Consider the following 26096-nt stretch of genomic DNA (forward strand, 5'->3'; position numbering starts at 1 on the left):
CTGTCGGGTCAGCCGGTCGCTGGGGCGGCGGCGTGCCGCGCGGCCCGCTCCTTGGCCGCCTGTATCAACGGCCCCTCCAGGTAGCGGCGGGGGACGGCGGCGAGGGCGAGCCGCAGCGCGCGCACGGTCAGGTCCGCCGACAGCGCGGTGGTCGGCAGACCGAGGCCGCCGTACATCCGGTGCGCCCACGTCGGCAGCAGCGCGAACGCGGTCCCGGCGATTCCCAGGTACGCCCAGCGCGGCGGGCCCAGGGTGAGCCCCAACCGGACCGGCAGGCTGACCTTCCACGGCAGCGGTGGGGCGGTGAGGAACACCGCCGTCTCGGCGGCCTCCCGGGTCATCCGCAACTGTGGCCGTACGGCCTCGTAGTAGTCAGCGACCTCGGCGGCGGTGCCCGGGACGGTGGCCGGGTCCAGGCCGACCAGGGCGGCGGCGCGGCGCTGCTCGGTGTAGTAGCCGTCCACCTCGTCGTCGCTCAGCGGCAGCCCGGCACGTCGTGCCGTGCTGAGGAACGACTCGACCTCGGTCACGTGCACCCAGCGCAGCAGGTCCGGTTCGTCGATCCGGAACCGCTCACCGGTGAGCGTGTCGGTGGCCCGCATCCGGTCGTGCAGACGGCGCAGGCGGGCCCCGGCGGTCTGCGCCTCGGCGGTGGTCCCGTAGACGGTGGTCGCCACGTAGGTGGCGGTGCGGACCAGTCGGCCCCAGGCATCGGTGCGGTAGTTGCTGTTCTGCGCGACCCCGGCCATGGCCCGGGGGTGCAGCGCCTGGAGGTAGAGCGAGCGCAGGCCGGCGACGATCAGGATCGGCTCCTCGTGCACCTTCCACGTGACCGAACCCGGACCGAAAAGGCCGAGGTCATCGGAGTCCACCGCCCAAGAGTGCCACGGTCGGGCCGACCTCGCCGGTCACGTGCCGCCCGGCGCCGCCGGTCAGACGTCGGCGGAGCGGCGGGCCCGGCAGGCCGGGCAGAGGCCCCAGAAGGTCACCTCGGCCTCGTCCACCTCGAACCCGTGCGCGACACCCGGCTCCAGGCACGGGGCGCTGCCCACCGCGCAGTCGATGTCGGCGATCTCGCCGCAGCCCCGGCAGACCACGTGGTGGTGGTTGTCGCCCACGCGCGCCTCGTAGCGGGCGGGACTGCCTGCCGGCTCGATCCGCCGCGACAGCCCGGCCCGGGACAGCGCGCCCAGCACGTCGTAGACGGCCTGGGTGGAGACCGAGTCGAGACGTTCGCGGACCCGCCGGGTGATCTCGTCGACCTCCAGGTGCCCGCCGTCGGCCAGCACGTCGAGCACCGCGAGGCGTGGCCGCGTGACACGCAGGCCCCTCGACCGCAGCAGTTCCTCGGCACCGGACATTTGCCAATGACAGCACGCCCGGTCGGCATCGACAACCGTCGCCCGCGCCGGGTGGCGACCGACACAGCCAGGCAGGATCGGGAGTACGGCCCCCGTGGGTGAACCGGATCGACACGGCGCGCGTGTCTCCGGTCGAGAGCCTGGGGACGATCGGCGGACCATAGGCTGGCCACCCCTGACCGTGATCCACCTGGAGGGTTCGATGTTCGAGGAGATCCTGGGTCTACCGGTACACCCCCTGGTGGTCCACGCGGTCGTCGTGTTCGTGCCGCTGCTGGCGGTGCTCTCCATCGCGTACGTGGGGTTGCCGCGCTGGCGGCACCGGCTCGACTGGGCCCTGGGCCTCCTCGCCCTGGCCGCGCCGGTGACCGCCTACGTCGCGGTCAAGTCGGGTGAGGCGCTCACCGACGCGCTGGTGGCCCGGGGTTTCCAGGGACCGATCCTCGATCAGATCTTCGAGCACTCCCGCTACGGTGACATCCTGTTCCGCATCGTGGTGCCGCTCGGGATCGTGGCCATCCTGCTGCTCGTGGCGACAAGTGGGCACCCCCGGGTGCCGCGGCTGCCCGCGCTCGTCACCCCGGTGCTGGGGGTGGCGGCCGTGGCGCTCGCCATCGCCGCCCTGATCTACGTCTACCTGACCGGGCACTCCGGCGCCGAGACCGTCTGGGGCACCACCCTCTGAGCTGCGGCCCGTGAGCTGCTGCCCCGAGGGCGGGCATCAGAAGATGACTCGCGAGCAGAGCAGACAGAGGAGAACCAGCAGCACCACGCCGGCTGCCGCGCCGAAGCCGTAGGTGACCCGCTGCGAGCGCTGCTCGGCCATGTCCAGGTCGGCCATGTCCTGCGGCGGAAGCTGTCGCGGCGGCGCCGGTTGCAGATGTACGGGCGGACGCCAACCCGCCGGTGGCGGCACGCTCGGTGGCGGGCCGGAGTATCCGCCGGGTGGGAGACCCGTCGACGCTGCACCGGTCTGCCCGGCCGGTGCTGGGCTGTCGTGCCCGCCGGAAGGGTGTCCTGTCGGTGCTGGGCTGCTGGGCCCGGTCGGCTGCGGGCCGGTGGGCCCGGTCGGCGGTGGGATGGTGGGCCCGGTTGGCGGTGGGATGGTGGGCCCGGTTGGCGGTGGGGTCGCGGGCGCGGCGGGAGGGTGGTCGGCCACCGCGTCGTCACCGGTGTCAGGCCGTCGCCAGTAGTCGTCCGGGGTGCTGCCACCGCTGGGGGTCGTCACGCCGTCCGACGCTACCAACGCCACCGGCGGCCCGGTCGTTTCTGGCCGGCGTGCCACCGTCGTCGATCGGTCGTTTCCGGTCGGCGTGCCACGGTCGGCGGCCCGGCCCGCCGCCGTCGGCTGCGCTAGTCTTGCCGCTCGTGAGCACCGAAGACCCCGGCACGCGCGGCGCACGTGGAGACGATGACCGCGCCGTCGACCTGAGCGAAGACTTCGTGGTGCTGCCCGAGCAGACCTCTGACGACACCGACCGTGGTTGGGGCGAGCGGTCGGGCGGCAACGACGACTGGCTGCTCGCCGAACGCCCCCCGCACTGGGACTGACCCGGGCGGCTCGGCGTCAGGGTCAGCCCCCGTCGACCTGCCGGGCCGTGTCGTCTGCCACCGACGGTGCGTCGGAGGGCACAGCGGTCGGTGGGCATCCGGCCGGGGTGTGCAGGACTGCGGCGGCCAGGCCGAGTAGCGCGGCGACCAGGCCAGCCCGGAGCACTGTGCGCCCGCCGGGCAGGTTGAGCTGGCGCAACGGGCGCAAGGCCCGCGCGGAATCCGGATCGAGCATCGCCTCTGCCGCCTTCCCGTCCCCGAGTGCCGCAACGGCACCCATGGACGGCAGGCTAGGCAGTTTTCGCCGTCTCGACCGACCCTCTGGCCGCTGCCTGTGGACAACCGTGCGGCCTGTGGATAACGCCCATCCGCCGGTTCGATCTGCTACGGCACCCGCCTTGATCGACTCGCGGTCAAGGAATCCGGGCGGTCAGCGCAACGGGGACCGGCCGACTTCCTGGAACCCGAGTGGATCATCCCGGCGGCCGAGGTTGGGGCGGTCGAGGCGGCGCCCGAGTTGACCGAGGCCCGACCCGTGGGGGTCGGGCCTTCGACGATCAGGACGCGGAGCTTGCCGCCGCCGTCTTGCCGCCGCCCGACCCGCCCGAGGACGACCCGGACCCGGAAGACGACCCCGAGGAGGACGGCGAGCCCGAGGACGACCCGGTCGAGGACGAGGACCCCGAAGAGGACGACGAGCTGTCACCGGAGGACGACTCGGACTTCGCCGGCTTGTTGGCCGTGCCGCCGGCCGTCGTCTCGGAGCCGGACGCCCGGGAGTCGGTGCGGTAGAAGCCCGACCCCTTGAAGACGATGCCGACCGAGTTGAAGACCTTGCGCAGCCGCCCCTCACACGCCGGGCACTCGGTCAGCGGCTCGTCAGAGAATGACTGCACCGCCTCGAGCTGGTGACCGCACGTGGTGCAGGCGTACTGGTACGTGGGCACGTTCTCCTCCGGATCTGGGCTCGGCCAGTTGGCACTCGACGTATTCGAGTGCCAATGGTGCGTCATTCGCCCCGGGTTCGTCCAGCGGACGTGTGGGGCGCGACACCATGCGCCGCTCCCGGGCCGCCGTCAAGCGTACGCACCCCGTCGGCGGGGGTGACGACCGCGCGCACCCGGCGGTCGTGTGGCTCCGCCGGCACCGCCTCGACCAGCTCACCGTCGTGCAGGGGCACCACCGTCAGCGCTGCCTCGGGCACCCGGGCGAGTGCGCGGTCGTACGAGCCGCCGCCGCGCCCGAGTCGCCGACCGTGGTGGTCGACCGCGAGAGCCGGTACGACCACCAGCTCCGCGTGCGCCACGGCGGCCACCCCGAGGCGGGCGCCGACTGGTTCTCGGATACCCCGACCCGCGGCGATCAAGGCCCCCGGCCCGGTATACGCCGCCCAGTCCAGATCCAGGTCGGGGAGGAGCACCGGCAGCAGCAACTCGGCGTCCGCCGGCAGGGCCGCCCGCAGCACCTCGGGCAGGTCGGCGCCGCCCGGTTCGGAGCCGACAGGCACGTACGCGGTCACCCGGTGCGGGCGCAGCCGGCGTACCAGAGCGACAAGCTCGGCCTGGACGCGCCCGGCGGCGGCTGCCCTCGTCGCGGCGGGCAGCGACCGGCGGCGAGCGAGCAGTTCGACACGGGTGTCCCGCTTCGCCATCCGGGTCACTTCCGCTTCATCAGAAAATTCCGGCACGCAACACTCCTGACGCAACGCCTCTCCCACGGTTGCTCTGTGTCAGCATCGCAAGCAACGGAGGCGGAACTTCCGGGGGGACCGAGTGACGCTACGCGGGCGGTTGACAGCAGCCTTCCTCGTGGTGGTGCTCGGGCCGGTCCTGCTCGGCGCGCTCTTCGTCGCCTCCACCGTCGCCGCTGTCGACCGCAGTCGCTCCACCGAGCGCCTGGCCGTGGCGGCGTCCACCGTGCGTACCTCGGTCGACGCGCTCTGCCAGCAGTTACGCGCGACCGCCGACGCGGTGGCGCTCGCCGCCGATCCGGCCGTCGCCGCCGCGCAACTGGTCGGCCGGGGTCTGGCCGCCGCGGTGCTGATCACCGACGTGGCCGGCCAGGTCAGCTACGTCTCGCCCGGGTCCCCGTCGACCCCGTGGCAGGACTGCGCCGGCTCGGCCGAGGGCACGAACGGGGGTCCGACCGAGGGCACGAACGGGGATTCGACCGACGGTTCGACCAGCCCGGTCCGCGCGCTGGCCGCCCAGGTCGACCTGCACGACCGCACCGGTGCCCGGCTGGGCGCGGTGACCGCCGCGCAACGTGTCGATCCGGCCTTCGTGGCCCGACTGGCGGCGGTGACCGGGGTGGCGGTCACCCTGCTCGACAGTGGGGCGAGCGCCGCGCGGGTCACCCACACGACCGAGTCCCGTGACGTCCGCGACGGGGTGCTGGCCGCCGCCGTCGGTGTTCGGGGAGAACAGGTCACCGAGACGAACAAGGGCCGGTACGTGCGCAGGCTCGGGCCCTCCGACGAGCAACCGCTGCCACTTGTGCTCTCCGTGCCCAGTGAACGCCCACCGGGGCTGCACGCCACGCTTGTCGGGGTGGTCCTGCTGGCCGGGCTGCTCGCGGTGCTGAGCGCCTGGCGGCTGGCCCGGGTGACCACCAGGCCGCTGGCGGAGTTGGCCGGTGCGGTCGACCGGGTGGCCCAGGGCGACCTGAGCACCCGGGTGCCGGTCCGCAGTCGCGACGAGGTGGGGCGGTTGGCCGCCGCGTTCAACCGGATGACCCGGGAGACCGGCTCCTACGTCGCCGCGTTGACAAGCAACCGGGACCAGCTGCGCGGGCACCTCGCGGTGCTCGGCGACACCCTGGCCAGCACGCACGACCTGCAACGCATCCTGCGGGTGATCCTGCGCAGCGCCATCGGGGCCACCGGCGCGCGGGCCGGTGCCGTACTGCTGGTGGAGACCGGCGGGGTGCTCGTCGCCCAGTGCACCGAGGGGTTGGACGGGCGCCTGCCGAACGAGGAGACGGACGGCCCACCGACGCTCCGGGTGCCGGTCGGCGTCGGCGTGGTCGGTGCGGTCGCCGCCACCGGGGAACCACAGCGGGGGAGGGCGGAGCCGAGCGAGGCGCCAACCGGTGAGCCGCGCTGCCGCACGTACGTGGCGGTTCCGTTCGCCGCTCCGGGCGGCGGTGCCACCGCCACCCTCAACGCAACCGGAACCGGACCTTCGGGGTCGGCCGACGAGGCGGGCGCGGCAGCAGCGCTCGGCGTGCTGGCCCTCTACGACCGGCTGGGCGCCGACGAGTTCGACGACGACGACCTGGCCACCCTGCGCACCTTCGCCGGCCACGCGGCCGTCGCGGTGGACAACGTCCGGGTGCACGAGGAAGCGCAGCGACTCTCCCTCACCGACCCGCTCACCGGGCTGTGGAACTACCGCTACCTGCGCGAGTCGATCCGGCGGGAGGTGGAACGGGCCAGCCGCTTCGGGCGGATGCTCAGCGTCCTCGCACTGGACCTGGACCGGTTCAAGGACGTCAACGACACGTACGGGCACGCCGCGGGGGACACCGTGCTGGCCGAGTTCGCCCGGCGGGTGCGCGGGGAGATCCGTGAGGTCGACCTGGCCTTCCGCCAGGGTGGTGAGGAGTTCGTGCTGCTGCTGCCGGAGACCGACGCCCGGGGCGCGGCGATCGTGGCCGAACGGCTCGGCGCGGCGGTACGCGACACGCCCATCGCCGTCGAGGCGTACGCCGGGCCGGTACTGGTGACCGTGTCGGTGGGCATCGCCGTCTTCCCGGACCACGGCGGCACCGGGCGGGAGGTGCTGGAGGCCGCCGACGACGCGCTCTACGCGGCCAAGGCGGCGGGCCGCGACACGTACCGGGTCGCCGAGGTGCGCTCGGATTCGCCGACCCGGGAGATTCCGGTGCTCGCGTGTGCGGTGAGCCCACCCGACGGGCTGCCGCGCGCGGGCCAGCCGGTGCAGGCCGTTCGGGAGCCGGGCGGGCCCGCCCGGTCCGACCCGGCGGTGGGCGTACCGGAATCATCGCTGGCGGGCCCGGCGCACGCCCGACCGGATTCGGTCGACGACACGCCGGACAGCGCGACGGGCGGCACGCGGGCCGGCCCGGACGCGGCGCGGCCGGGGTCGGGTGGCGGCGCGTCTTCTGGGCCACACCCGCCGCGGCAGAGCCGTGGCCGATAGTCTCGCGGCATGTCGGAGCACTCAGCGAACCCCTCATCGACGGTCGCCGCAACTGGCCGTCCCCTGGCGGTCAAGGCCGTCATCCCGGCCGCCGGACTGGCCACGCGGTTCCTGCCGGCCACCAAGGCGGTGCCCAAGGAGCTGCTGCCGGTGGTGGATCGGCCGGTGTTGCAGTACATCGTCGAGGAGGCCACGCAGGCCGGCATCGGTGACGTGTTGCTGATCACCGGTCGGGGTAAGACGTCGATGGTGGACCACTTCGATCGTCGCCCCGACCTGGAGACCAGGCTGGAGGAGAAGGGCGACTCCGAGCGGCTGGCCGCCGTGCGTCGGCCCAGCGAGCTGGCCGAGATCTACACCGTGCGGCAGCCCGAGCAGCTCGGCCTCGGCCACGCCGTCGGGTACGCCGAGTCGCACGTCGGTGACCAGCCCTTCGCGGTGCTGCTCGGCGACGAGTTCGTCAAGCCGTCGGAGCCGCTGCTGCCGGCGATGCTGGAGTTGCAGGCCCGCACCGGGGGTGTGGTGCTCGCCTTCTTCGAGGTCGACCCGGCTGAGACCAAGCGGTACGGCATCGCCTCGGTCGAGCCGGCCGAGTCGGAGCTGACCGACATCGGTGAGGTGGTCAAGGTGACCGGGATGGTGGAGAAGCCGCAGCCGGAGGACGCCCCGAGCAACCTCGCGGTGCTGGGCCGCTACGTGCTGCCGGGCAAGATCTTCGACGCGATCCGGCGGACCAAGCCGGGCAGTGGCGGCGAGATCCAGCTGACCGACGCGATGGAGCTGCTGCGGACCGAGGGCACCCCGGTGCACGCGATCGTCTACCGGGGCACCCGCTACGACACCGGCATGCCGTTGGGGTACCTCCAGACGGTGGTGCAGATCGCCGCCGAGCGCGAGGACCTGGGCACCGAGTTCCGAACCTGGCTGGCCGACTTCGTCAAGGCCGACGCGGCAGGCGGATCTGGTACATGACCGCGACGGCCGACGCCGAGGCGGCCGCGAACGAGTTGACGCCGCTCGCCGACTACCTGGGCAGCGTGCTGCGCAGGTTGCGCGCGCTGCCGCCACTCGACCTCGACCTCACCCAGGCGCACGGCAACGTCCTCGCCGAGGACGTCGTCGCGCCGCACGCCTTCCCTGCCTTCGACCAGGCGGCCGTGGACGGCTACGCCGCGCGTTGGGAGGACATTTCCGGAGGGGGCCGGGGGCCGAGCTACGTCCCGGCCCCCTCCGGCACGCCCGGCGGCCGCACCATCCGGCTCAACGTGGTCGGCGATCTCGGCGCCGCGAGCTGGCGGCCGGTCCGGCTCACCCCCGGCTCGTGCTTCTCGGTGGCCGCCGGGGCGCCGCTGCCGGTCGCCGCGGACGTCGTGGTCCCGGTGGAGTGGACCGACCAGGGCATGGCCGCGGTGGAGATCTTCCGCACCCCCAAGCGGGGGTACGGGGTACGCCGAGCGGGTGAGGAACTGCCCGCCGGCACCCTGCTCGCCAGAGCCGGCACCTACGTGTCCCCGGCCCTGGTAGCCGTCTTCGCCGCGACAGGTATCGGGCACGTGGTGGTCCGGCCCAGCCCACGGGTGGTCATCGTGGCCACCGGTGACGAACTCGTCGACGTGGGCCGGGGCAGTCAGCCCGGCCAGGTGGTGGACGCGAACTCGCACGCGCTGACCGCCGCGGCGGCCGAGGTGGGCGCGCTGGCGTACCGGGTGGGGATCTGTGACGACGACCCGGAGGGGCTGCGCGGGCTGCTGGAGGACCAGACGCTGCGCGCCGACCTGATCATCACCACCGGGGGCACCGGCACCGGCCCCGGAGACATGGTCCGCCGGATCCTCTCCCGCCGCGAGGGCGGTCGCGCCGGGCCTGTCACGTTCACGGACGTGGCGCTCTATCCCGGCACCGCGCTCGGGTTCGGCACTGTCGGCGCCGAGGAGGTGCCGGTGGTCTGCCTGCCCGGCGACCCGGGCGCGGCGTTGATCGGCTTCGAGGTGCTGGCCCGCCCCGCCATCCAACTGCTCGCCGGTGCCGAGCCGGTGTTCCGCCCCAGTGTGCGGGCGCACCTGCTGGAGACCGTGTCGTCCCCCGCCGGGCTGCGTGAGTTCCGTCCGGCGCACGTCGCCGAGCGACGCGGTGGCGGTTACACGGTCCAGCCTCTTAGCGGCGGGCCGTTCACCCTCTCCGGGTTGGCCGAGGCCAACGGCCTGCTGGTGCTCGGCGAGCGGGTCACCACGGCCGCGGCCGGCTCCACCGTGGACGTCCTGCTGCTGGACCGCCGCCGGTGACGTGTCCCGGCCGGCCCGCTCGCGGCCCGCGTCGGGCCATCGTCGGACGTGCCCGGTGAACGCGGCGGGGCCACTTGCGCGCGACACGGTCCCGCGCGGGAGACTGTGCTGGTGAGTCTCTTCGGACCCGCGCGGTCACCGGGCTGGCCGGTGGAACTGGCCGACGGCCCGGTGCTGCTGCGGCCGTACCGGCGCTCCGACGCTGCGGCGTGGTCGGAGGTACGGCGGGCCAACCGGGCCTGGTTGGCACCCTGGGAGTCGTCGCTGCCGGGCGGTTGGGACGAGCTGAACTCGCCCGCCGCGTTCCGTTGGGTGCACCGTGACCAGCGGCGTTCGGCCCGCGAGGGTGAGGGCATGCCGTTCGCGGTCTGCCTGCGTGAGGCCGACCGGGACCGGCTGGTCGGGCATATCAACGTGGGCAGCATCGTGCGGCGGGCGCTCTGCTCCGGCTACGTCGGCTACTGGGTGGACGCGCGGGTCGCCGGTCGAGGTGTGATCCCGACGGCGCTCGCGCTCGCCGTGGACCACGCGTTCGGCCCGGCCGGGCTGCACCGGGTAGAGGTCAACATCCGTCCGGAGAACCGGCCGTCCCGGCGGGTGGTGGAGAAGTTGGGCTTCCGTGAGGAGTCGTACCACGTGCGCTACATGCACATCGACGGCGCGTGGCGGGACCACATCGGGTACGCGATGACGAGCGAGGAGATCGCCGCCGAGGGTGGCCTGCTGGCTCGCTGGCACCGGGTACGCGCCAACGCGCGGTAGGAGGATTTCCCGACATCCTGCCACTCGTCCCACGGACGGGATCGGCGCGGCGCGGTGGCATCCCGGTCGGCGCGCCGTAACCTCAAGTAACTGCAAGCTGCGGCAAGCGCTCCCCGGCCGGACGATCCACGCACCCAGGCGCGATCGGTGGAAGATCCTGCGGTCGGATGGCGGTTGCTTCGAATTCGGTGACGGGAGGGGTGAGGGTGCCGACCTCGGTGCTCCTCGCCGTCCTCGCCGCCGCCGGCCTGCTCGCCCTGGCCCCGGCGCTGGTTCGCCGGTACGACGCCACCGAGCGGCTGGTGGCGGAGCGGGCGCAGTCGACGGCGCGGGTGCTCCAGCGCCGCCGACGGCGCCGCACTGTGCCAGGACGGCAACCCGTCCATCCTCCGCGCGCACTTATCGTCACCCTCAGTGAGGACGCGACTACCGGCGCGTTGAGCGCACCGGTCTCCGCGCCCCCGGCCGCCCGCCGCTCCGGTCGGCTGCGCGCCGTGCCCGCCGCACCGAAGCGGTCCCGTCGCCGCCCGCCGCCGCGCCGACAGCACACCCCCGCCGTGTACCGGCGTCGCCGGGTGCTCGCCGCTCTACTGCTCCTCAACGTCGTCGAGCTGGTCGGCGTGCTGTTCGTCAGCCCCGGCTTCTGGGTCGGCTTCGGGGTCACCTTCCTGCTCCTCGCCCTGTACGTCGTCCACCTGCGGGGTCGGGCCCTCGCCGGGCGTCGCCGTCGCCGCGCCCGAGCCCGGGAGGCCGCCTGGTTGGCGGCCCGGCAGGCCGAGGTGCGCCGGGAGCAGGCCCGCCGGGCGGCGGCCCGCCGAGAGGCGCAGCGCCGTCTGGCTGCCCAGCGCGAGGGGTACGCCGAGCCGCCATGGGCCTGGACCGGCCGGGAGACCTGCCGGCGGCGGTCAACGGTGGGTCGGTCTCGTACCGGCGGTCGGGGGGCCTCCGTGGTCGACCCTACGAGGCCGGCCGAGGCGCCTGACGCCCCGGCCGCCGCCGCCCTGCTCCCGGCCCGCCCTGCCCTGCTTGGTCAACTCGGGTTTCTGGAAGTCGGGGTGTTGCGGCGTCCCGGATGCCCCGATTTCCGGGAACCCGAGTGGATCTTCGGATGGATCAGAGCGCCGGGCAGGGGGCGGATTCGCGGTGCGGGCCGGCGACCTGTTAGCCTTGCTGCCGGCCCGCCCGGTGTAAGCCGGGTGGGACCGAAGCCGGTTCGCCGGCGGGGGGCTGTGGCGCAGACTGGTAGCGCACCTCGTTCGCATCGAGGGGGTCAGGGGTTCAAATCCCCTCAGCTCCACCCCAGGTCAAAGGCCGTTTCCGCGAGTCGGAGACGGCCTTTTCAATTATCCGGGTGCCAGATCGAACCCGTCACGTGCGCTCCATCGACACGGTGCGCGGCCACCCGCCGAGATGCGCGAACTGGCGAAGGTAGCGCTCGCATCTCTGGGTGAACTCCCCCGGCTCAGGTGGCAGTCGGGTCGCCGTGATCACCTGGCGCGGGTGGGTCTGGCCTGGCCGTAGCAGTCGGATCTGGTCGTCGGTGAACTGGCCGCCGGTGCGGTCGGCGACGGCAAGTGCCAAGGCCAGCGCCACGACGACACCTACGCACGTGCGGTAGGGGCTGAAGACGGCCTCCGGGTTGCCGCCGGTCTCCGGCTCGTGGTCCATGACCAGGAGCCAAACACCGTCCGCGGAGTCCGCGACGTCGATCTCCAGGTGGATCGAGCCCGGCAGGCCGTTGGGCCTGCGCTCGATGGGGTCGCCGATGGTGGTGGACCGCAGTTCGGCAGCGTCGAGGCGGCGGCCGGCCGCGACGCGGCGTCCCTGCTCGTAACGTCGGTCGGCGAACACGCTCAGCTCGGGCGTCGTGTCGACGCCGAGCAGTTCGGCCAGGGTGGCCCGCGCGGCGTTCACCAGCTCGGCGAGCGAGATGGGGCGAGCCAGTGTCGCCTCAAGATCGACTGACATCCGAGCCTCCAGTCGTGTCGGGCAGTCCGGTAATCAGTGCCATGCGCTAGGAGAAGCGTTCGGTCGTCACGGGTATCAGGCCGTGCTGTCGCAGGACGGCGGTCAGGTCGGTCAGGGTTGCGCCCACCGCCTCGGCCGCATCGGTTGTCAGCAGGGCTGTCACGTCGAGACACCAGGCGAGGTGATGACCGACCCGCCGCAGGTCCCAGGTGATCTGGTCCGCACCATTGTCGAGACGACCGCTCGCGGCGGACGCGCTCGTGCCGCCCGGCGGTGTCCGCCAGGCCGTCCGCAGGCTCGTCACCTGCTCGGCGCGGAGGTCCTTGGCGAAGAGGACGCGGTACACCCGCCGCTCCTGGAAGCCGGTCGGCGGCTGTGCGGGGCCGAGCCGCAGCGGCGGGGCGCTGGCGATCGGGTGATGGTCGAGAAAGTGCGTACGCAGCACCGACTCGTCCGGCAGTTGCCCACCACCGAGCGCGCGGTAGATGTCCTCGGCCTCGCGGCGGGAGGTGGGAACCACCCGCGCCAGCACCTCGGGGTCGGTACGCATGCCGCGGCTCAGCGCGGCGGAACTCCACCAGCCCGCCTCCGGCGTCCAGCCCGCGCTGTCCACACCCGTCGTAATGAAGTCGTGGTGGCGGGTGAACTCCTCGACGACGAGTCCCGCCACAGTGGTGACCGAGCGGCGAACGCCAACCAGGTAGTAGTCCAGGGGTGGTCGTACGTCGGTCACCTCGACGGTCGGCGACACGGGTCCAGCGCGCAACGGGTCGATGGTCATCAGCCCAACCGTAGCGAAGAAGATGGCCCCGGAACGGTTAGCATCCGGACCTCTACGTGAGGAGCTCCAGATGACATCGGTGGCCCAGACCCGGTTCGGCATCATCGGCAGTGGGTGGCGAGGTGAGTTCTTCCTTCGCCTGGCCCGGCTGCTCCCCGAGCGGTTCCGGGTGACCGGGGTGGTGACGCGTACCGAATCGCGCGGAGCCGCAGTGACGGCCGAGTGGGGCGTGCGGACCTTCCGTACGACGGCGGAGTTGCTCGCCCACGAGCGGCCGGACTTCGTCATCGTGTCGGTGCCGTGGCCGGTGACACCCGAGGCGACGCGGGAGTTGGTCGCGGCCGGCGTACCGGTGTTCGCCGAGACGCCGCCCGCCCCCGACCTGGCGGGTCTGCGCTCGCTCTGGGCCGACGTCGGGGGCAGTGGCCTGGTGCAGGTTGCCGAGCAGTACCTGCTGATGCCCGGGCACGCGGCCCGCCTGGCGCTGGTCCGCGCCGGGGTGCTCGGGGAGCCGACCTCGGTCCAGATCTCCTCGACCCACCTGTACCACGCGGTCTCGCTGATCCGTGGCCTGCTCGGCGTCGGTCACGAGAGTGCCGAGGTCAGCGCGCGTGCCTTCGTCGCGCCGCTGGCCAACCCGCTCTCGCCGGCCGGCTGGAGCGGCGACGACACCCCGCAGCAGCTCTCCACCACCCTCGCGACAATCGACTTCGGCGGGCGGATGGGGTTGTACGACTTCACCGACAACCAGTGGTGGAACCCGCTGCGTACCCGTCGGTTGGTGGTGCGGGGCTCGCGCGGTGAGCTGGTGGACGACCGTGTCATCCGCCTGGTCGACCCGACCACGCCGGTGGAGTCATCCCTCGTGCGACGCCAGACCGGTCTCGACCTCAACCTGGAGGGGCTCGACCTGAAGCACATCAGCTTCGACGGCGACGTGGTCTACCGCAATCCCTTCGTCGGCAGCGGGATGTCCGACGACGACATCGCGGTGGCCGACATCCTCGCGCGGGCCGGGGCGTGGGCGCGGGACGAGGGCCCGGCTCCCTACTCCCTCGCCGAAGCCTGTCAGGACCACCTGATCAGCCTCGCCATCGAAGAATCGGTACGCGCCGGCCGGCCGGTCGTCACCGACACCGAGGCGTGGTCGCGGTAAGCCACGATCGTGGGAAACGGGGGAACACCATGAGATTCAGAACTCGGCTCTGGCGCTGGGGCGCGATCCTGCTGGTGATCGCCGCGTTGGCGGTGGCGCTCTACCCGCCCGCGCACTTCTGGGGTCCGAGGCCCTACCGGCACCCGGACGGGTTGTTCGGTGTGACCCGGGGCGACTTCGAGGACGACATACTGCCGCACTACCAGGTCAGCCTGCCGTGTGACGTGGACGGCCTCCGGTACAGCAACGCCGACGACATGACCGGACCGATGGGCGAGCTGTACCTGCACTTCACCACGTCCCGGGGGTGCCTGGACCGGATTCTCGACGGCTGGGCCGCCGCACCGACCGAGCCGTCGACGATGGCGCCTGCCGATTCCGGTTTCCCGCTTCCCGCCGCGGCCATTCCGGACACCATCGGGTGGCGTTTCGACGCGCCGTCGTACCAGGTCTACCGGCGCGAGGGGGATCTCGTGACCGGACACGTGGTGGCGGTGCGCGACGGCAAGCGGCTCAGCGTGTACCTGCTCGCCCGCTACGCCTACTGAGGACGCCGGAGCGCGGGCGCCTCGCAGATCCACCTCTGTCGCTTGGCCGACAGGCCGCAACCCTGAAGCCAGCTCACGTGTGGAGCCGGGTATCAACCGGATGCCCGGGAGTACCCGGGCCCCACACGGGGAGCAAGGATGAACCGAAGCACTCGACGCAGCATGATCGCGGCCACCGCGACCGCTCTGCTGGCCAGCTCTCTCGGCGTCGCCGTCTCCGCGACGGCGACCGCCGCGCCCGGCGTGGCTGCCTCCCGCACCTGCAAGATCAGTGCGCTGCCGTACCCGACCGACACCTATCGCGCCGACGCGAACGCGGTCGATCCGACGGGTCGCTACGTCGCGGGCACCGCGCTGCGGGTCGGTGAGACCGAGAACCAGTATCTGCTGCTGTTCTGGGACGGGCAGCGGGTCACCGAGTTGGAGTCGCAGGCCATGTCGACCCCCGTCGACATCAACAGCGACGGCGTCGTGATCGGCAACGGTTCGGGGGAGAACGGCTACGGCCAGCCGTGGAGGTACCGCGACGGCAAGCTCGAGCAGTTGCCGGTGCTGCCGTCCAGCGGCATCTTCGTCTCCGCGATCAACGATGCCGGCGACATCGTCGGCTACGGCTCCGACATCGTCCCCGGCGAGTACGTCGCGCTGCGCTGGCCGGCCGCCCGTCCGGGCACGGTCGAGGTGCTCGACGCCCCCGTCGACGCCCAGGCGGGTGGGATCACGGAGAACGGGACCATCGTCGGTAGCGCCGGGCCCTTCGGAGACTGGAACAGCTGGGTCCGCCGGCCGAACGGCCGGATCGACGCGCTCACGTTCCCGGGTGCCGAGTGGAGCACGGCCGGCGCCGCGGCGGGCCGCTGGGCGATCGGCCAGGTATGGCTGGGCGGCACCAGCTCGACCAGGGTGCGGTGGGACCTCCGGAACGGCTCGCACACGTTGCTCGACCAGGAAATGCCGGCACTGACCGACATCAACGCCAAGGGCGTCGTGGTGGGCGGTGACCGCGTTGCCAGGGGCGCCACCTCCCGGGTTCTGCCGGGCGGCGGCGAAGGGGTGAGCGTCGGTGCGGGGTCCATCTCCGACTCGGGCACCATCGTCGGGTTCCGCAACGTCCTCGCCGACCGGGTGACTCCGGTGCGCTGGACGGGCTGCTGACCCACCGAATCTCCCACCGCGTGGGGCCGGCCCGGACGGGGCCGGCCCCACGTCGCGTCAGCGCGTCACGGCTTCCAGGAACCGGCGGTCTGGAACTGGTCCTGGTACTCCAACGCGCCCGAGGTGTCGTGCACGTCGAACACCACACTGCCGGTGCGCCTGGTGCCGGCGGTCAGGTCGTCGGCCGGCATCGGTTTGCCGCAGCCGGAGAAGGCCCCACCGATCGCTGTGGTCTTGGTGCCGTCGGCGGCGACCCACTGGAAGAAGAGGGGGTTCGTCGACGCGGTGCCCTTGGTGACGGCCACCGTCACGTCGGCGATCACGTACATGCCCTCGCCGGGCTTCAATCCGTGGGACTTGCAGGGTTTGGTGGCGCTGCTGAACTTCGTCACGGTGATCTCGACGGTGCCGGCCTGACCGTTGACGACCAGGGTGTCGCCGGGCGACATTCCGCGGGTGTCGCTGCTCACCGGCTGTGGCATTGACGGAGTGGCCCGTGCCTCGCTCACTGTGGTCGAGGCGCGGTTGGTGGCGATGACGACCGCCACGATGCCGCCGGCGCAGGTGAGCAGGGTGAAAACCGCGGTGGCGACCGCGACGACTACTGCCGACTTCTTGGAACGGTCTGTCTGCATGGGTGGTGGTGCGATGATCGGGTAACCCGGACCACCGGGTGCCCGATATCCGCCGCCGGCGTCCGTGTGCCCGCCGGCCGCCGCGTACGCAGACCCCGAGAACGGTGGCTGCGGTGTCGCCGCGTACGGACGGGTCTGCGGCTGCGGGTTCGGCTGCTGGGGGTCCTGCGGCCCGACGGGGGGTTGGGGGTGGGTCACCGTACTCCTTGACGCATCGGTACGTGCGGTGCGAGAACTCGTCGACGTTACCGTGGGTGGCGGGGCCGCCTGCTGCCACGCCTGAGGGCTTCCCATCAATGGCAACGCGCCACCACACTGGCCAGGGTGGACAGTGTTCGGTCGGTTACCGAACGCCGATATGGATCGGTATCTCATTCATTGCTGTCAGTAACCAGTCGAGGTCAGCGCAGCGGAAGCACGGCGGCGGTACGGACCAGCCCGTCGGCGATCACGAAGCGGCCGGCGATCAGTGCCGGTGGGTCGTCGACCCCCGCCGCGTCCACCCGGGCCGGTGCGATCCGGGCGGTGAACGTGCCGGCGTCCGGATCAAGGTCGAGTCGGGCGTCGTGGAAGTCCAACCAACTGCCGACGACCGGGTACCACACCTTGTAGACGGTCTCCTTCGCACTGAACAGGACGACCGGCCAGCGAATGCCGCTGGGAAGCCGCGCGCAGGCGGCCTCCTCCTCGGGCAGCAGCACGAGTCCGCGTACTCCCGGATTGACCTCGCGGTGCTGCTCGGCGTCCATCCCGACGGACCTGATGTCGGTGGTGTGCGCCGCCGCGGCGGCGCAGTAGCCGGCGGTGTGGGTGATTGTCCCGACCACCCCGGCCGGCCAGACCGGCGCACGGTCGGCGGCGGCGGGCACGGCGGTCGGCGGCAGACCGAGGTCGCGCATTGCCCTGCGAGCGCAAATCCTCCCGGCGGCAAAGTCCCGCCGACGGGTCTGCACGGCCCGCTCGCCGAGACATGCCTGCTCAGCGGGGAGCAACTCGCCCGTCCAGTCCTCCGGCCCGGCGACGGCGACCGCTACCGTCGATGGCAGCAGGTCACGCATTCCGGCGACCTACTGGCCGGTAGGAATGGCGCATCGGGTCAACCGTCAACTTTCCGACTCCCACGACCGCTCAAGGTACCGCAAAGATGTAACACCGGAGGGACGTGCAACGCCCTCCCTGATGGCTCCGGGGGGACCACCATCAACGCTGGCCGGCACGGCAGCCGCCAGTCCCGTGGACATCTGGAAGGACGTGCGATGACCGACGGTGCGGAACGGCCGGGGGTGCGGGCGGACGAGCACGCCCCGAAGACCCCCTGCTGGAGCTGCGGCTCCTGCGGTGACGAGTGGCCGTGCGCGACGAAGCGCACCCGGCTGCTGGCGGAGTACGGGGGTGATCGCGCCATGCTCAGCGTCTATCTGGGCTCCTGCCTCGCCGCTGCCACCGAGGATCTGCGCGCGGCCCCGGTGATGTCGCTCCAGGACCGGTTCATCGGCTGGTTGCCGCGCGGCTCCCGGCGTAGCTGAGCCTCTGGTGGCCCCGCCCGCTGGGCGGGGCCACCAGAGGGGGCGTTCAGCGACGTCGAGGCCGTCGCGTCACCGCGAAGCCGAACACGCCTGCCACAGCGGCGAGAACGCCGCCGATGCCGGTCCAGACCCAGCGCGAACCGAGATCCGGCAACCAGTCCGTCAGCGAGTCGCCCTCGTCGGCGGCCTCCGCGTCCACCGGGGGTACGGCGTTGAGCACCGTGCCGGCCTTGGTGTTCGGCACAAGCGGCGCGGCCAGTTCGCCGTCGTCAGCGGAGGCACCCCGATCGGCGACGGTGCCGACCAGCAGGTCGACGTCGATCGGCGCACCCAGATCCGGCTCCGGCAGGTCGATCACGGAGAGCCGGATGACGTACGTGCCGGGCAGTGGATCGGCCGACCAGGGCTCCGCCCACGGCCGCACCTCGCGCAGCGTGCAGCCCAGCACCACGTTCGACGCCTTGGCGTCCACGGTCGGGGTCTGTGCCCCCGCCGTGCACGCCTGGCGTCGGCGGAGCCCGTCGAAGACGTCCACCGTCCAGGTGGAGGCGCCGCTGCGCCCCTTGGGGAAGGTGACAGTGGCGTTGATCTCGTGCACCTGGCCGGCCGTCGCCGGGAACGACCAGTAGAGGTGGTCGCCGATCGAGGCATCCACCCGTACCGGTTGTCCGGCGGTGATCGGGGTGGCGGTGAGGAACGACGTGCCGGCGCGGTTCACCGGCGTGGCACCCGGGGAGGGGGTCGGTGCGGCGGCGGCCGCTGCGGGGACCAGAGCGGCCCCGCCGACGGCGAGCAGCGCCGCCAGCGACCGGAACAGTGCGGTACGCATCAGTTCTCCCTCCAGGTGGCGACCCACCAGCGGGTGAGCAGGCCGGCGAGCAGACCGGTGATCAGCCCGGCGACGGTGAGCAGGGCGAGCAGTACCCAGCCCCGGCCGAGGTCCGGTCCGTCCGGCGCGGGCGCGGCGGCGACCACGTCGATGGTCAACTCCACGGGCATGCCCGGGGTCGCCGCGGTGCCGGGACGCGGGGCGAACGAGTTGCTCACCACCAGGCAGACGGTGGTGGGCTCGACGACCGGCGCGGAGCTCTCCTCGGTCTCGGCGGCATCCTCATCGTCGGCGGTGGCCGACCAGCGCAGACCTGCGGAGAGCACGTCGGCCCGTCCGCTGCCGGCGTCCGCGCCCCGGACGAGTTCCCTGCCGTCGGCCGCGGTGGCCCGCAGCAGCACCCCGTAGTCCCGGTTGACGGGTCGGTCCAGGGCCATGCTCACCGAAGCCCGCAGCTCCTGCCCGGGGCGGATCGGCACCCGGTAGTAGCGGTGCTCGGAGAACGCCTCCCGGTCGGCGTAGACGCCCGGAGCGAGCAGTGGCGCGGAGTCGCACGCGTTCGTGCCGCCGACCACTGTCGGTGCCCGGGTGTGCGTGTCGCCGGCCCGCTCGACGAGCTGTTTGATCCGGTCGGTCAGCTCCTCGGCGCTCTGCGCGGCGGTGTAGGTCCCACCTGTCGCGCTGGCGATGCAGAGCAGTTGCCGGCGGACCTTCTCGTCGGGGGCCAGGCCGAGGGTGTCGACGACAAGGCTGGTGCCCTGGGCGGCCAACTCCCGGGCCACCTCGCACGGGTCCGGCGGAGCGCAGGTGTCCTCGCCATCGGTGATCAGCACGATCCGCCGGGTGGTGGCCCCGGCGCCCAGGTCCTGCGCGGCCGAGCGCAGCGCCAGCCCGACCGGCGTGAACCCGGTCGGCCGAAGTGTCGCCACCGCCGCCTTCGCGGCGGACCGGTCCACCGGGCCGACCGGGACGATCTGCTGGGTGTCCTGGCAACCGACCTTCTTGTCCTTGCCGCGGTAGGTCGCGCCGAGCACCCGGATGCCGAGCTGTGTCTCCTCGGGTAGCGCGTCCACCACCTCGTTGAAGGCCTGCTGGGCAACCGCGATCCGGGTGCGTCCGTCGATGTCGGCCGCGCGCATCGACCCGCTGACGTCGAGCACCAGCTCGACCCGGGGTGGCTCGGGCGCCGGCTCCTCGTCGGCCTGCGCCGGGGCGGGCCCGGCCAGCGCGGTGGTCGCCAGCAGTCCGAGAAGGACCGCCGTCGATCGTCTGAAGTTGATCACGATCCGCAGTGTAGTGAGATCCACTTTGGATGATCGTTTGGGTGCGGGGGTGCGGAACTGACCACTCCGGCCCAGTCGGGGACCACCGCTGACCGGCCGCGCCCGCGCTCAGGGTCCACGCCGGGTCACCCTCGGTCAACTGTCCGAGGGGAGGTGTCGGCCCGGCCAGCATCCGTCGGAAATCTGACCCAAGTCGACCCGTTGTGCCGGTGGTGCGCGGTGGTTAAGCTCTTCATGCGCGCCCCAATCGCCCGCTTCCCCCGTGGCAGGCGATCGGGGCGCGCGTCTCTGTGAGAAGGGCCCGCACGCTTCGGCGTGCGGGCCCTTCTTCCGTCGCGCTGTGCGGCGCGTCGCCCGTCGACTCTTATATCCACCGACCGTCGAGCCACATCCGGGACAGCCAGTCCGAGTACGGGATCACCCGGCCGACGAAGATCGGATAGAAGTACGCGAAGCAGAGCCCGACCAGCAGCACGTACGCCCCCGCCGCGATGCTGCCCACCAGCCGGCGTTCATAACTCGGGTCACCCGGCACCAACGGGGCCACCGTACCGACGTCACCCCCGGCGGGCGCGATCATCGCCCCCAGCACGTAGACCACGGCCAGCACCAGGAACGGCACCGCCGGCGCGGCGTAGAACGAGAACATCGTCCGGCCGTCGAGGGCGAACCAGAACCACGGCAGCAGCCCGGCGGCCACGGTGAGCAGGATCGCGCCGGCCCGCCAGTCCCGACGGGCCACCCCCAGCCAGACCAGCGCCACCAGGGCGGGCAGGAACGACCACCAGAGCAGCGGGGTGCCGAGCAGCAGGATCTCGGAGGCGCAGGTCGGCGCGCCGCAGACGCCGTTGCTGGCGTAGTGGAACGCCACCGGCCGGCCCAGCAGCAACCACTGCCAGGGCCACGACTGGTACTTGTGCGCGTCGTCGAGCTGGGCGTGGAAGCCGTACGCCGCGCGGTGGTACTCGAAGAGGTTGATCAGCGGGCCGATCACCGGCCGGTCGCTGAGCGGGGCGCTCGGATAGGCCGACGCGAGCCGGTAGTAGCCGTCGTCGGTGAGCAGCCAGCCCGACCAGGTGGCGAGGTAGGTGCCCACCATGAGCACACCGGCGAGCACCAGCCAGGGCAGCTCGTCGACAAGCGTGTCCCGCCAGGGCCGGCGGACCCCCGCCGAGCGGCGGACGCCGACCTCCCAGAGGATCACCAGCAGCGCGAAGGCCGGCACGAAGTACAGCGCGCTCCACTTCACCGCGCAGGCGCAGCCGATCAGCACCCCGGCCGCCAGCCGCCACCACGGCCAGGTGCGCCAACCGGTCGGCGGTCGGCCGGCACGGCCCGGCTGGCTCGGATCGAGCCCGTCGTCCAGAGCCCGTGCCCAGCGTCGGCGGCGGGCGTCCCGATCGAGCACCAGTGCGCCGAACGCGGCAAGCACGAAGAAGAGCAGGAAGATGTCGAGCAGGGCCGCACGGGACAGCACCAGGTGGAAGCCGTCCAGGGCGAGCAGCAGGCCGGCCGCGCAGCCGAGCACCGTCGAGCGGAACATCCGCCGACCGATGCGGACCAGCAGCAGCACCGACAGTGTGCCGATCACGGCCGCCGAGAATCGCCAGCCGAACTCCGGCGCGGTGGTCATCAGGTGCCCGGGGACGGACACCTTGGAATCCGCGTCCTGATAGCCGAAGGCCCACTCGCCGACGCCGATCAACCACTTGCCCAGCGGAGGGTGCACCACGTACGACGGGACGTTGTCCTTGTAGTTCCACTCCACGCCACGGGAGATCAGCCCGTAGGCGTCCTTGGCGTAGTACGTCTCGTCGAAGATCTTGCCCTTCGGGCTGGACAGCCCGACGAAGCGCACGATCGCCGCGATGGCCACCACCACCGCCGTGGCCAGCCAGGAGAACCGGTCCACCTGGGTGTCGACGGTGGCGAACCGTCGCCGGACCGCGGCGGCCACCCCGCCGCCCTCGGCGCTCGGTGCCGTCGGCTCCTGGGTGGCACTGGGCTCGCCCGTCACCTGGATCATCTTGTCCGGGTCGGCGCTCGGGCTCTGCGCTGTCGACGCACTCGTCACCCGGCGATCGTAGGCTGCCAAGGTGTCCGGTGGCGTCCGTCGTCCCCGATACCGGTATTCCCAGTCAATGAAGGAGACGAATCTGTGGGTGAAATGTCCGAAGTTGGGCGCCTGATTCTGCTCGGTGCTCCGCTCGGCAACCCCGCCGACGCCTCGGCCCGCCTCCGGGAGGTGCTGATCAGCGCCGACGTGGTCGCCGCTGAGGACACCCGCCGACTCACCCGGCTGGCGCGCGATCTCGATCTCACCGTCGGCGGTCGAATCGTCTCCTACTTCGAGGGCAACGAGGAGCGGCGCACCCCCGAGCTGGTCGAGGCCATCCTTGGCGGGTACGTGGTGGCGCTGGTCACCGACGGCGGGATGCCGAGCGTCTCCGACCCCGGTTACCGGCTGGTCCGTGCCGCGTTGGATGTCGGGGCACCGGTCACCGTCGCCCCCGGGCCGAGCGCTGTCACCACCGCGCTGGCCGTCTCCGGGCTGCCCTGCGACCGGTTCTGCTTCGAGGGCTTCCTGCCCCGCACCGGCAGTGGCCGCCGCGCCCGGCTGCGTGCGCTCGCCGCCGAGGAGCGCACCCTGGTCTTCTTCGAGGCGCCGCACCGGATCGGCGCGATGCTCAGCGACCTGGCCGACACGTTCGGGGCGGACCGGCCGGCCGCGCTCTGCCGCGAACTCACCAAGACCTACGAGGAGGTCCTCCGTCGCCCCCTCGGCGAGCTGGCCCGGTGGGCCACCGAGGGGGACCCGCGCGGAGAGATCACCCTGGTGGTGGCCGGAGCACCGGTGACCGCCGCCGAACGCCCTGACGACGACACCCTGCGCGCCGCCGTCGCCGAGCGGGAGGCCGCCGGCCGGTCCCGTCGGGACGCCATCACCGACGTCGCCACCGAGTACGCGCTGCGCCGCCGGGACGTCTACACGATCGTGCACAGCTGACCAGGGTGGTCGGGTTCGCCGGACCGGGGGGTCACCAGGCGGCGGCCAGGAAGCCGACGGTGATCAAGGTGGGTCCGGCGATTGCGGCGGCCACCGCCCAGCGGCGGTGCCGGCGACCGGGTAGCCGCGCCGATCCGGTCCACCGGACGATGCCGGCGGCGCAGCCGAGCACCGCCAGCAGACCGGGCAGCCACCGCAGGTGTCGGCCAACGCCGACGTCCGCGTACGCGGTGCCGCTGTCCGGGCCGGTCATCCGCGCCGCCAGCGGGGTACCTGCCGCGCTCTCCTCGACGGGCACGCCGCTGACCCGGACACCATGGGCGATGAACCGCCCGTCCTCGGCCGTGAAGATCCCCCGGCAGCGCTGGGTGAGACCGCCGCCGGAGCACTCGTCGATCACCACCGTGCCCGTCCGGGCATGCCCGACCGCGAGCCAGAACGGGCCGGCGCTGACCCAGGCGAAGAAGGTCGCGGCCAGGCTCAGCACCACAAGCGCGGCGAGCCCGGGCAGGGGGTCCGGCGGTCGGGGCGTGCGGCTGGCCGCCCGGCGCCGCACCAGCCGGAAGCCGCGGAACCGCTCCGGCGCCGGGTCCTTGCGGATCGGGGTGCCGTCCCAGTGCACCTGCTCGATCGGTGCCCAGAACGCGCCGCCGTCGTCGTCCGGCGTGTCGCCGTCGGGCTGGTGGCCCCGGTGCCGGCGACCCTGCTGCCGGACCGGCACCCGACGCGGCACCGCGTCCACCGGCGCGCCGGTCGTCGGCTCCACCTCGACGGACTCCGAGCCGGCAGGCGTCGAGCCGGCCGGCGGCCCCGACGACCCGGGTCGAGCCGGGCTGGGTACGGGTGCCGCCGGGGTCGGACGGGCCGGGGTGGGCGACGGCGCCGCCGGTGTGGGTCGGGCCGGGGTAGCGGATCTCCCCGCCGGGGTGGGCCGCTGCGCACCCGGGTCGGCGCCGGGCACCAGCCGGGGCTGCGGCGCGACCCCGGCGACCCGGGGCGCGGCGGCCTCGGGCCCCCGGTCGTCGTCGACCGCCGGCCCGGTGGGACGGTCCTCGTGGTCCCGCGCCGCTCCTCTGCCCGTCACGACGTTCATTGCACACCGCTGCGGGAGGCGAAACGGGCAGCTGAGCCGCGTGTCGACGACAAATCGGACCAACGGGCGAGGTGGTCGATCCGGTCCGCCGGTCGGGCACCCCCATTGGTTCGCGGACCCCCCGGACGGGTCACTAGGCTTGCTGCTCATGAGTCACGTTCTCGCGGCAGTGGCCTGGCCGTACGCCAACGGCCCCCGCCACATCGGCCACGTCTCCGGTTTCGGCGTTCCCTCCGACGTCTTCGCCCGGTACATGCGGATGGCCGGCCACGACGTGCTCATGGTCTCGGGCACCGACGAGCACGGCACCCCGATCCAGGTGCAGGCCGACGCCGACGGGGTGACCCCGCGCGAGCTGGCCGACAGGTACAACAGGGTGATCGTCGAGGACCTGCACGGCCTCGGTCTCTCCTACGACCTGTTCACCCGCACCACCACCCGCAACCACTACGCGGTGGTGCAGGAGCTGTTCGAGGGGATGTACCGCAACGGCTACATCGTGCCGAAGACCACCATGGGCGCGATCTCCCCGTCCACCGGGCGCACCCTGCCCGACCGCTACATCGAGGGCACCTGCCCGATCTGCGGGTACGACAGCGCCCGCGGCGACCAGTGCGACAACTGCGGCAACCAGCTCGACCCGATCGACCTGATCGACCCGAAGTCGCGGATCAACGGGGAGACCCCGAAGTTCGTCGAGACCGAGCACTTCTTCCTGGACCTGCCGGCCCTGGCCGAGGTGCTGCGGCAGTGGCTGGACACCCGCGAGGGGTGGCGGCCCAACGTGCTGCGGTTCTCCCGCAACCTGCTCGACGACCTCCAGCCCCGGGCGATCACCCGTGACCTGGAGTGGGGCGTGCCGATCCCGCTGGACGGCTGGCGCGACCGGCCGGACAAGCGGATCTACGTCTGGTTCGACGCGGTGATCGGCTACCTGTCCGCCTCGATCGAGTGGGCCCGCCGCACCGGCGACCCGGAGGCGTGGCGCAGGTGGTGGTCCGCCGACGGTGAGGGAAAGGACGCCCGGTCCTACTACTTCATGGGCAAGGACAACATCGTCTTCCACTCGGTGATCTGGCCGGCGCTGCTCTCCGGATACTCCGGCGAGGGCTCCCGCGACGGTGAGCCGGGCGAGCTGGGTCGGCTCAACCTGCCCACCGAGGTGGTCTCCAGCGAGTACCTGACCATGGAGGGGCGCAAGTTCTCGTCGTCCCGCAAGGTGGTCATCTACGTGCGCGACTTCCTGGAGCGCTACGACGCCGACGCGCTGCGCTACTTCATCGCCGCCGCCGGCCCGGAGAGCAACGACACCGACTTCACCTGGGCCGAGTTCCTCCGCCGCAACAACGACGAGTTGGTCGCCGGCTGGGGCAACCTGGTCAACAGGTCCGTCTCGATGGCCGCGAAGAACTTCGGGGCGATCCCGCCGGTCGACCCGGCCGGGCTCACCGAGGCCGACGAGGCCCTGCTCGCTGTCGCCCGGACCGGGTTCACCACTGTCGGCGACCTGATCGGCAGGCACCGGCAGAAGCAGGCGATCGGCGAGGCCATGAAGGTGGTCGCCGAGGCCAACAAGTACCTCTCCGAGCAGGCGCCCTGGAAGCTCAAGGACGAGGCGGACAAGCCCCGGATGGGCACCATCCTGCACGTCGCCCTCCAGGTGATCAGCGATGCCAACACGCTGCTCACCCCGTTCCTGCCGCACTCCGCGCAGCAGGTGCACGAGCTGCTCGGGGGCACCGGCGTACACGCGCCGATGCCGGTGATCGAGCAGGTCGACGACCTGGACGGCGGTCCGGCGTACCCGGTGCTCACCGGGGACTACACAGTCGGCGCGCGCTGGGAGTCGGTGGCGATCGAGGCGGGCCGCCCGCTGGCCGTGCCGAAGCCGGTGTTCCGCAAGCTCGACCCGTCGATCGTCGACGAGGAACTGGCCCGGCTGGCCGACTGAACGCCTGACGCGCGCGGCGGCGGGTGCTCCTGCCGCCGCGCGACG

26 protein-coding genes, 1 tRNA gene and 2 pseudogenes are annotated in these 26096 nt (G+C 72.4%); 15 read left to right on the forward strand and 14 right to left on the reverse strand.

Annotated features, from left to right (window positions below):
- Nucleotides 1–8: 8 nt before the first annotated feature.
- A complete protein-coding gene (locus ACQP0U_RS03630) occupies nucleotides 9–872 on the reverse strand; it encodes an oxygenase MpaB family protein (RefSeq protein WP_433315758.1) in 864 nt (287 codons plus the stop codon).
- Nucleotides 873–932: 60 nt separating this feature from the next.
- A complete protein-coding gene (locus ACQP0U_RS03635; protein ID WP_433315759.1) occupies nucleotides 933–1361 on the reverse strand; it encodes a Fur family transcriptional regulator in 429 nt (142 codons plus the stop codon).
- A 202-nt stretch (nucleotides 1362–1563) separates the two neighbouring features.
- On the opposite strand from ACQP0U_RS03635, the gene ACQP0U_RS03640 reads away from it, so the two are divergent.
- Complete coding sequence (locus tag ACQP0U_RS03640; protein ID WP_433315761.1) at nucleotides 1564–2046, forward strand: DUF2231 domain-containing protein; 483 nt, start codon at nucleotides 1564–1566, stop codon at nucleotides 2044–2046.
- Between the two features lie 36 nt (nucleotides 2047–2082).
- Here ACQP0U_RS03640 and ACQP0U_RS03645 read toward each other — a convergent pair whose 3' ends face one another.
- Nucleotides 2083–2589, reverse strand: coding sequence for a hypothetical protein (locus ACQP0U_RS03645; RefSeq protein ID WP_433315763.1), 507 nt, complete (start codon nucleotides 2587–2589; stop codon nucleotides 2083–2085).
- 140 nt (nucleotides 2590–2729) lie between these two features.
- Between ACQP0U_RS03645 and ACQP0U_RS03650 the strand changes: the two genes are divergently transcribed.
- The gene (locus ACQP0U_RS03650) at nucleotides 2730–2912 is read left to right on the forward strand and encodes a hypothetical protein (RefSeq protein ID WP_355574959.1); all 183 of its coding nucleotides are present in this window, start codon (nucleotides 2730–2732) and stop codon (nucleotides 2910–2912) included.
- A 22-nt stretch (nucleotides 2913–2934) separates the two neighbouring features.
- On the opposite strand, the gene ACQP0U_RS03655 is transcribed toward ACQP0U_RS03650, so the two are convergent.
- The gene (locus ACQP0U_RS03655) at nucleotides 2935–3192 is read right to left on the reverse strand and encodes a hypothetical protein (protein WP_433315765.1); all 258 of its coding nucleotides are present in this window, start codon (nucleotides 3190–3192) and stop codon (nucleotides 2935–2937) included.
- Between the two features lie 188 nt (nucleotides 3193–3380).
- Here ACQP0U_RS03655 and ACQP0U_RS03660 point away from each other — a divergent pair, with 188 nt between their 5' ends.
- Entirely contained in the window at nucleotides 3381–3704 is a 324-nt protein-coding gene (locus ACQP0U_RS03660) for a hypothetical protein (RefSeq protein ID WP_433321370.1), read from the forward strand.
- A 62-nt stretch (nucleotides 3705–3766) separates the two neighbouring features.
- On the opposite strand, the pseudogene ACQP0U_RS03665 reads toward ACQP0U_RS03660, so the two are convergent.
- Nucleotides 3767–3925: pseudogene (locus ACQP0U_RS03665) on the reverse strand (FmdB family zinc ribbon protein); the annotation flags it as partial.
- A complete protein-coding gene (locus tag ACQP0U_RS03670; RefSeq protein WP_433315767.1) occupies nucleotides 3922–4599 on the reverse strand; it encodes a 5-formyltetrahydrofolate cyclo-ligase in 678 nt (225 codons plus the stop codon). The gene ACQP0U_RS03670 and the pseudogene ACQP0U_RS03665, both read right to left, overlap by 4 nt.
- 85 nt (nucleotides 4600–4684) lie before the next feature.
- Between ACQP0U_RS03670 and ACQP0U_RS03675 the strand changes: the two genes are divergently transcribed.
- The 6 genes and pseudogenes from ACQP0U_RS03675 (at nucleotide 4685) to ACQP0U_RS03700 (ending at nucleotide 11416) form a co-directional block, all read left to right on the forward strand.
- Nucleotides 4685–7075 (forward strand): diguanylate cyclase, encoded by a 2391-nt coding sequence (locus ACQP0U_RS03675; RefSeq protein WP_433315769.1) that lies wholly within the window; start codon nucleotides 4685–4687, stop codon nucleotides 7073–7075.
- A 9-nt stretch (nucleotides 7076–7084) separates the two neighbouring features.
- Entirely contained in the window at nucleotides 7085–8047 is a 963-nt protein-coding gene (locus ACQP0U_RS03680) for a UTP--glucose-1-phosphate uridylyltransferase (RefSeq protein ID WP_433315771.1), read from the forward strand.
- Nucleotides 8044–9357: a molybdopterin molybdotransferase MoeA gene (locus ACQP0U_RS03685; RefSeq protein WP_030329151.1), complete on the forward strand. Its 1314-nt coding sequence runs from the start codon at nucleotides 8044–8046 to the stop codon at nucleotides 9355–9357. The genes ACQP0U_RS03680 and ACQP0U_RS03685 overlap by 4 nt, the downstream gene beginning before the upstream one ends.
- Nucleotides 9358–9468: 111 nt before the next feature.
- A complete protein-coding gene (locus ACQP0U_RS03690; protein WP_433315773.1) occupies nucleotides 9469–10119 on the forward strand; it encodes a GNAT family N-acetyltransferase in 651 nt (216 codons plus the stop codon).
- Between the two features lie 206 nt (nucleotides 10120–10325).
- Nucleotides 10326–11101, forward strand: a pseudogene (gene sepX, locus ACQP0U_RS03695) (divisome protein SepX/GlpR).
- 241 nt (nucleotides 11102–11342) lie between these two features.
- Nucleotides 11343–11416 (forward strand) — tRNA-Ala (locus ACQP0U_RS03700).
- Nucleotides 11417–11487: 71 nt separating this feature from the next.
- Here ACQP0U_RS03700 and ACQP0U_RS03705 read toward each other — a convergent pair.
- Both ACQP0U_RS03705 and ACQP0U_RS03710 read right to left on the reverse strand, forming a co-directional pair.
- On the reverse strand, nucleotides 11488–12087 hold the full coding sequence (locus ACQP0U_RS03705) for a hypothetical protein (protein WP_433315775.1): 600 nt from the start codon (nucleotides 12085–12087) through the stop codon (nucleotides 11488–11490).
- 46 nt (nucleotides 12088–12133) lie between these two features.
- Nucleotides 12134–12868 (reverse strand): hypothetical protein, encoded by a 735-nt coding sequence (locus ACQP0U_RS03710; RefSeq protein WP_433315776.1) that lies wholly within the window; start codon nucleotides 12866–12868, stop codon nucleotides 12134–12136.
- Nucleotides 12869–12938: 70 nt separating this feature from the next.
- Between ACQP0U_RS03710 and ACQP0U_RS03715 the strand changes: the two genes are divergently transcribed.
- The 3 genes from ACQP0U_RS03715 (at nucleotide 12939) to ACQP0U_RS03725 (ending at nucleotide 15727) form a co-directional block, all read left to right on the forward strand.
- Complete coding sequence (locus ACQP0U_RS03715; RefSeq protein ID WP_433315778.1) at nucleotides 12939–14024, forward strand: Gfo/Idh/MocA family protein; 1086 nt, start codon at nucleotides 12939–12941, stop codon at nucleotides 14022–14024.
- Between the two features lie 29 nt (nucleotides 14025–14053).
- A complete protein-coding gene (locus ACQP0U_RS03720) occupies nucleotides 14054–14572 on the forward strand; it encodes a hypothetical protein (RefSeq protein WP_433315780.1) in 519 nt (172 codons plus the stop codon).
- A gap of 138 nt (nucleotides 14573–14710) precedes the next feature.
- A complete protein-coding gene (locus ACQP0U_RS03725) occupies nucleotides 14711–15727 on the forward strand; it encodes a hypothetical protein (RefSeq protein WP_433315782.1) in 1017 nt (338 codons plus the stop codon).
- 65 nt (nucleotides 15728–15792) lie between these two features.
- On the opposite strand, the gene ACQP0U_RS03730 is transcribed toward ACQP0U_RS03725, so the two are convergent.
- On the reverse strand, nucleotides 15793–16560 hold the full coding sequence (locus ACQP0U_RS03730) for a DUF4352 domain-containing protein (protein WP_433315784.1): 768 nt from the start codon (nucleotides 16558–16560) through the stop codon (nucleotides 15793–15795).
- Between the two features lie 203 nt (nucleotides 16561–16763).
- Nucleotides 16764–17420 (reverse strand): 4'-phosphopantetheinyl transferase family protein, encoded by a 657-nt coding sequence (locus tag ACQP0U_RS03735; RefSeq protein ID WP_433315786.1) that lies wholly within the window; start codon nucleotides 17418–17420, stop codon nucleotides 16764–16766.
- Between the two features lie 198 nt (nucleotides 17421–17618).
- Between ACQP0U_RS03735 and ACQP0U_RS03740 the strand changes: the two genes are divergently transcribed.
- Nucleotides 17619–17888, forward strand: coding sequence for a hypothetical protein (locus tag ACQP0U_RS03740; protein WP_355427731.1), 270 nt, complete (start codon nucleotides 17619–17621; stop codon nucleotides 17886–17888).
- Nucleotides 17889–17934: 46 nt separating this feature from the next.
- On the opposite strand, the gene ACQP0U_RS03745 is transcribed toward ACQP0U_RS03740, so the two are convergent.
- From ACQP0U_RS03745 to ACQP0U_RS03755, 3 genes are all read right to left on the reverse strand, one after another.
- Nucleotides 17935–18717 carry a peptidase gene (locus tag ACQP0U_RS03745; RefSeq protein ID WP_433315788.1) on the reverse strand — a complete coding sequence of 261 codons (783 nt, stop codon included), beginning with the start codon at nucleotides 18715–18717 and terminating at the stop codon, nucleotides 17935–17937.
- Entirely contained in the window at nucleotides 18717–20000 is a 1284-nt protein-coding gene (locus tag ACQP0U_RS03750; protein WP_433315790.1) for a VWA domain-containing protein, read from the reverse strand. Before ACQP0U_RS03750 ends, ACQP0U_RS03745 begins: the two co-directional genes overlap by 1 nt.
- Nucleotides 20001–20364: 364 nt before the next feature.
- The gene (locus ACQP0U_RS03755) at nucleotides 20365–22026 is read right to left on the reverse strand and encodes a dolichyl-phosphate-mannose--protein mannosyltransferase (RefSeq protein WP_433320583.1); all 1662 of its coding nucleotides are present in this window, start codon (nucleotides 22024–22026) and stop codon (nucleotides 20365–20367) included.
- Between the two features lie 141 nt (nucleotides 22027–22167).
- Between ACQP0U_RS03755 and rsmI the strand changes: the two genes are divergently transcribed.
- Nucleotides 22168–23007 carry a 16S rRNA (cytidine(1402)-2'-O)-methyltransferase gene (gene rsmI / locus ACQP0U_RS03760; protein ID WP_433315792.1) on the forward strand — a complete coding sequence of 280 codons (840 nt, stop codon included), beginning with the start codon at nucleotides 22168–22170 and terminating at the stop codon, nucleotides 23005–23007.
- Between the two features lie 31 nt (nucleotides 23008–23038).
- On the opposite strand, the gene ACQP0U_RS03765 is transcribed toward rsmI, so the two are convergent.
- Complete coding sequence (locus ACQP0U_RS03765) at nucleotides 23039–24100, reverse strand: hypothetical protein (protein ID WP_433315793.1); 1062 nt, start codon at nucleotides 24098–24100, stop codon at nucleotides 23039–23041.
- Nucleotides 24101–24248: 148 nt separating this feature from the next.
- Between ACQP0U_RS03765 and metG the strand changes: the two genes are divergently transcribed.
- Nucleotides 24249–26051: a methionine--tRNA ligase gene (gene metG, locus ACQP0U_RS03770; RefSeq protein ID WP_433315795.1), complete on the forward strand. Its 1803-nt coding sequence runs from the start codon at nucleotides 24249–24251 to the stop codon at nucleotides 26049–26051.
- Nucleotides 26052–26096 lie beyond the last annotated feature (45 nt).

Origin of the sequence: Micromonospora sp. CA-269861 (assembly GCF_050948505.1) — a bacterium.
Lineage (GTDB): Bacteria > Actinomycetota > Actinomycetes > Mycobacteriales > Micromonosporaceae > Micromonospora.

Coding starts and splice junctions, on each gene's coding strand:
- ACQP0U_RS03715 (WP_433315778.1), top strand. CDS start 12,939: ATGACATCGGTGGCCCAGACCCGGTTCGGCATCATCGGCAGTGGGTGG.
- ACQP0U_RS03655 (WP_433315765.1), bottom strand. CDS start 3,192: ATGGGTGCCGTTGCGGCACTCGGGGACGGGAAGGCGGCAGAGGCGATG.
- ACQP0U_RS03635 (WP_433315759.1), bottom strand. CDS start 1,361: ATGTCCGGTGCCGAGGAACTGCTGCGGTCGAGGGGCCTGCGTGTCACG.
- ACQP0U_RS03725 (WP_433315782.1), top strand. CDS start 14,711: ATGAACCGAAGCACTCGACGCAGCATGATCGCGGCCACCGCGACCGCT.
- ACQP0U_RS03755 (WP_433320583.1), bottom strand. CDS start 22,026: ATGATCCAGGTGACGGGCGAGCCCAGTGCCACCCAGGAGCCGACGGCA.
- ACQP0U_RS03710 (WP_433315776.1), bottom strand. CDS start 12,868: ATGACCATCGACCCGTTGCGCGCTGGACCCGTGTCGCCGACCGTCGAG.
- ACQP0U_RS03735 (WP_433315786.1), bottom strand. CDS start 17,420: ATGCGTGACCTGCTGCCATCGACGGTAGCGGTCGCCGTCGCCGGGCCG.
- ACQP0U_RS03740 (WP_355427731.1), top strand. CDS start 17,619: ATGACCGACGGTGCGGAACGGCCGGGGGTGCGGGCGGACGAGCACGCC.
- ACQP0U_RS03685 (WP_030329151.1), top strand. CDS start 8,044: ATGACCGCGACGGCCGACGCCGAGGCGGCCGCGAACGAGTTGACGCCG.
- ACQP0U_RS03680 (WP_433315771.1), top strand. CDS start 7,085: ATGTCGGAGCACTCAGCGAACCCCTCATCGACGGTCGCCGCAACTGGC.
- ACQP0U_RS03720 (WP_433315780.1), top strand. CDS start 14,054: ATGAGATTCAGAACTCGGCTCTGGCGCTGGGGCGCGATCCTGCTGGTG.
- ACQP0U_RS03640 (WP_433315761.1), top strand. CDS start 1,564: ATGTTCGAGGAGATCCTGGGTCTACCGGTACACCCCCTGGTGGTCCAC.
- ACQP0U_RS03705 (WP_433315775.1), bottom strand. CDS start 12,087: ATGTCAGTCGATCTTGAGGCGACACTGGCTCGCCCCATCTCGCTCGCC.
- ACQP0U_RS03745 (WP_433315788.1), bottom strand. CDS start 18,717: ATGCGTACCGCACTGTTCCGGTCGCTGGCGGCGCTGCTCGCCGTCGGC.
- rsmI (WP_433315792.1), top strand. CDS start 22,168: ATGTCCGAAGTTGGGCGCCTGATTCTGCTCGGTGCTCCGCTCGGCAAC.
- metG (WP_433315795.1), top strand. CDS start 24,249: ATGAGTCACGTTCTCGCGGCAGTGGCCTGGCCGTACGCCAACGGCCCC.
- ACQP0U_RS03765 (WP_433315793.1), bottom strand. CDS start 24,100: ATGAACGTCGTGACGGGCAGAGGAGCGGCGCGGGACCACGAGGACCGT.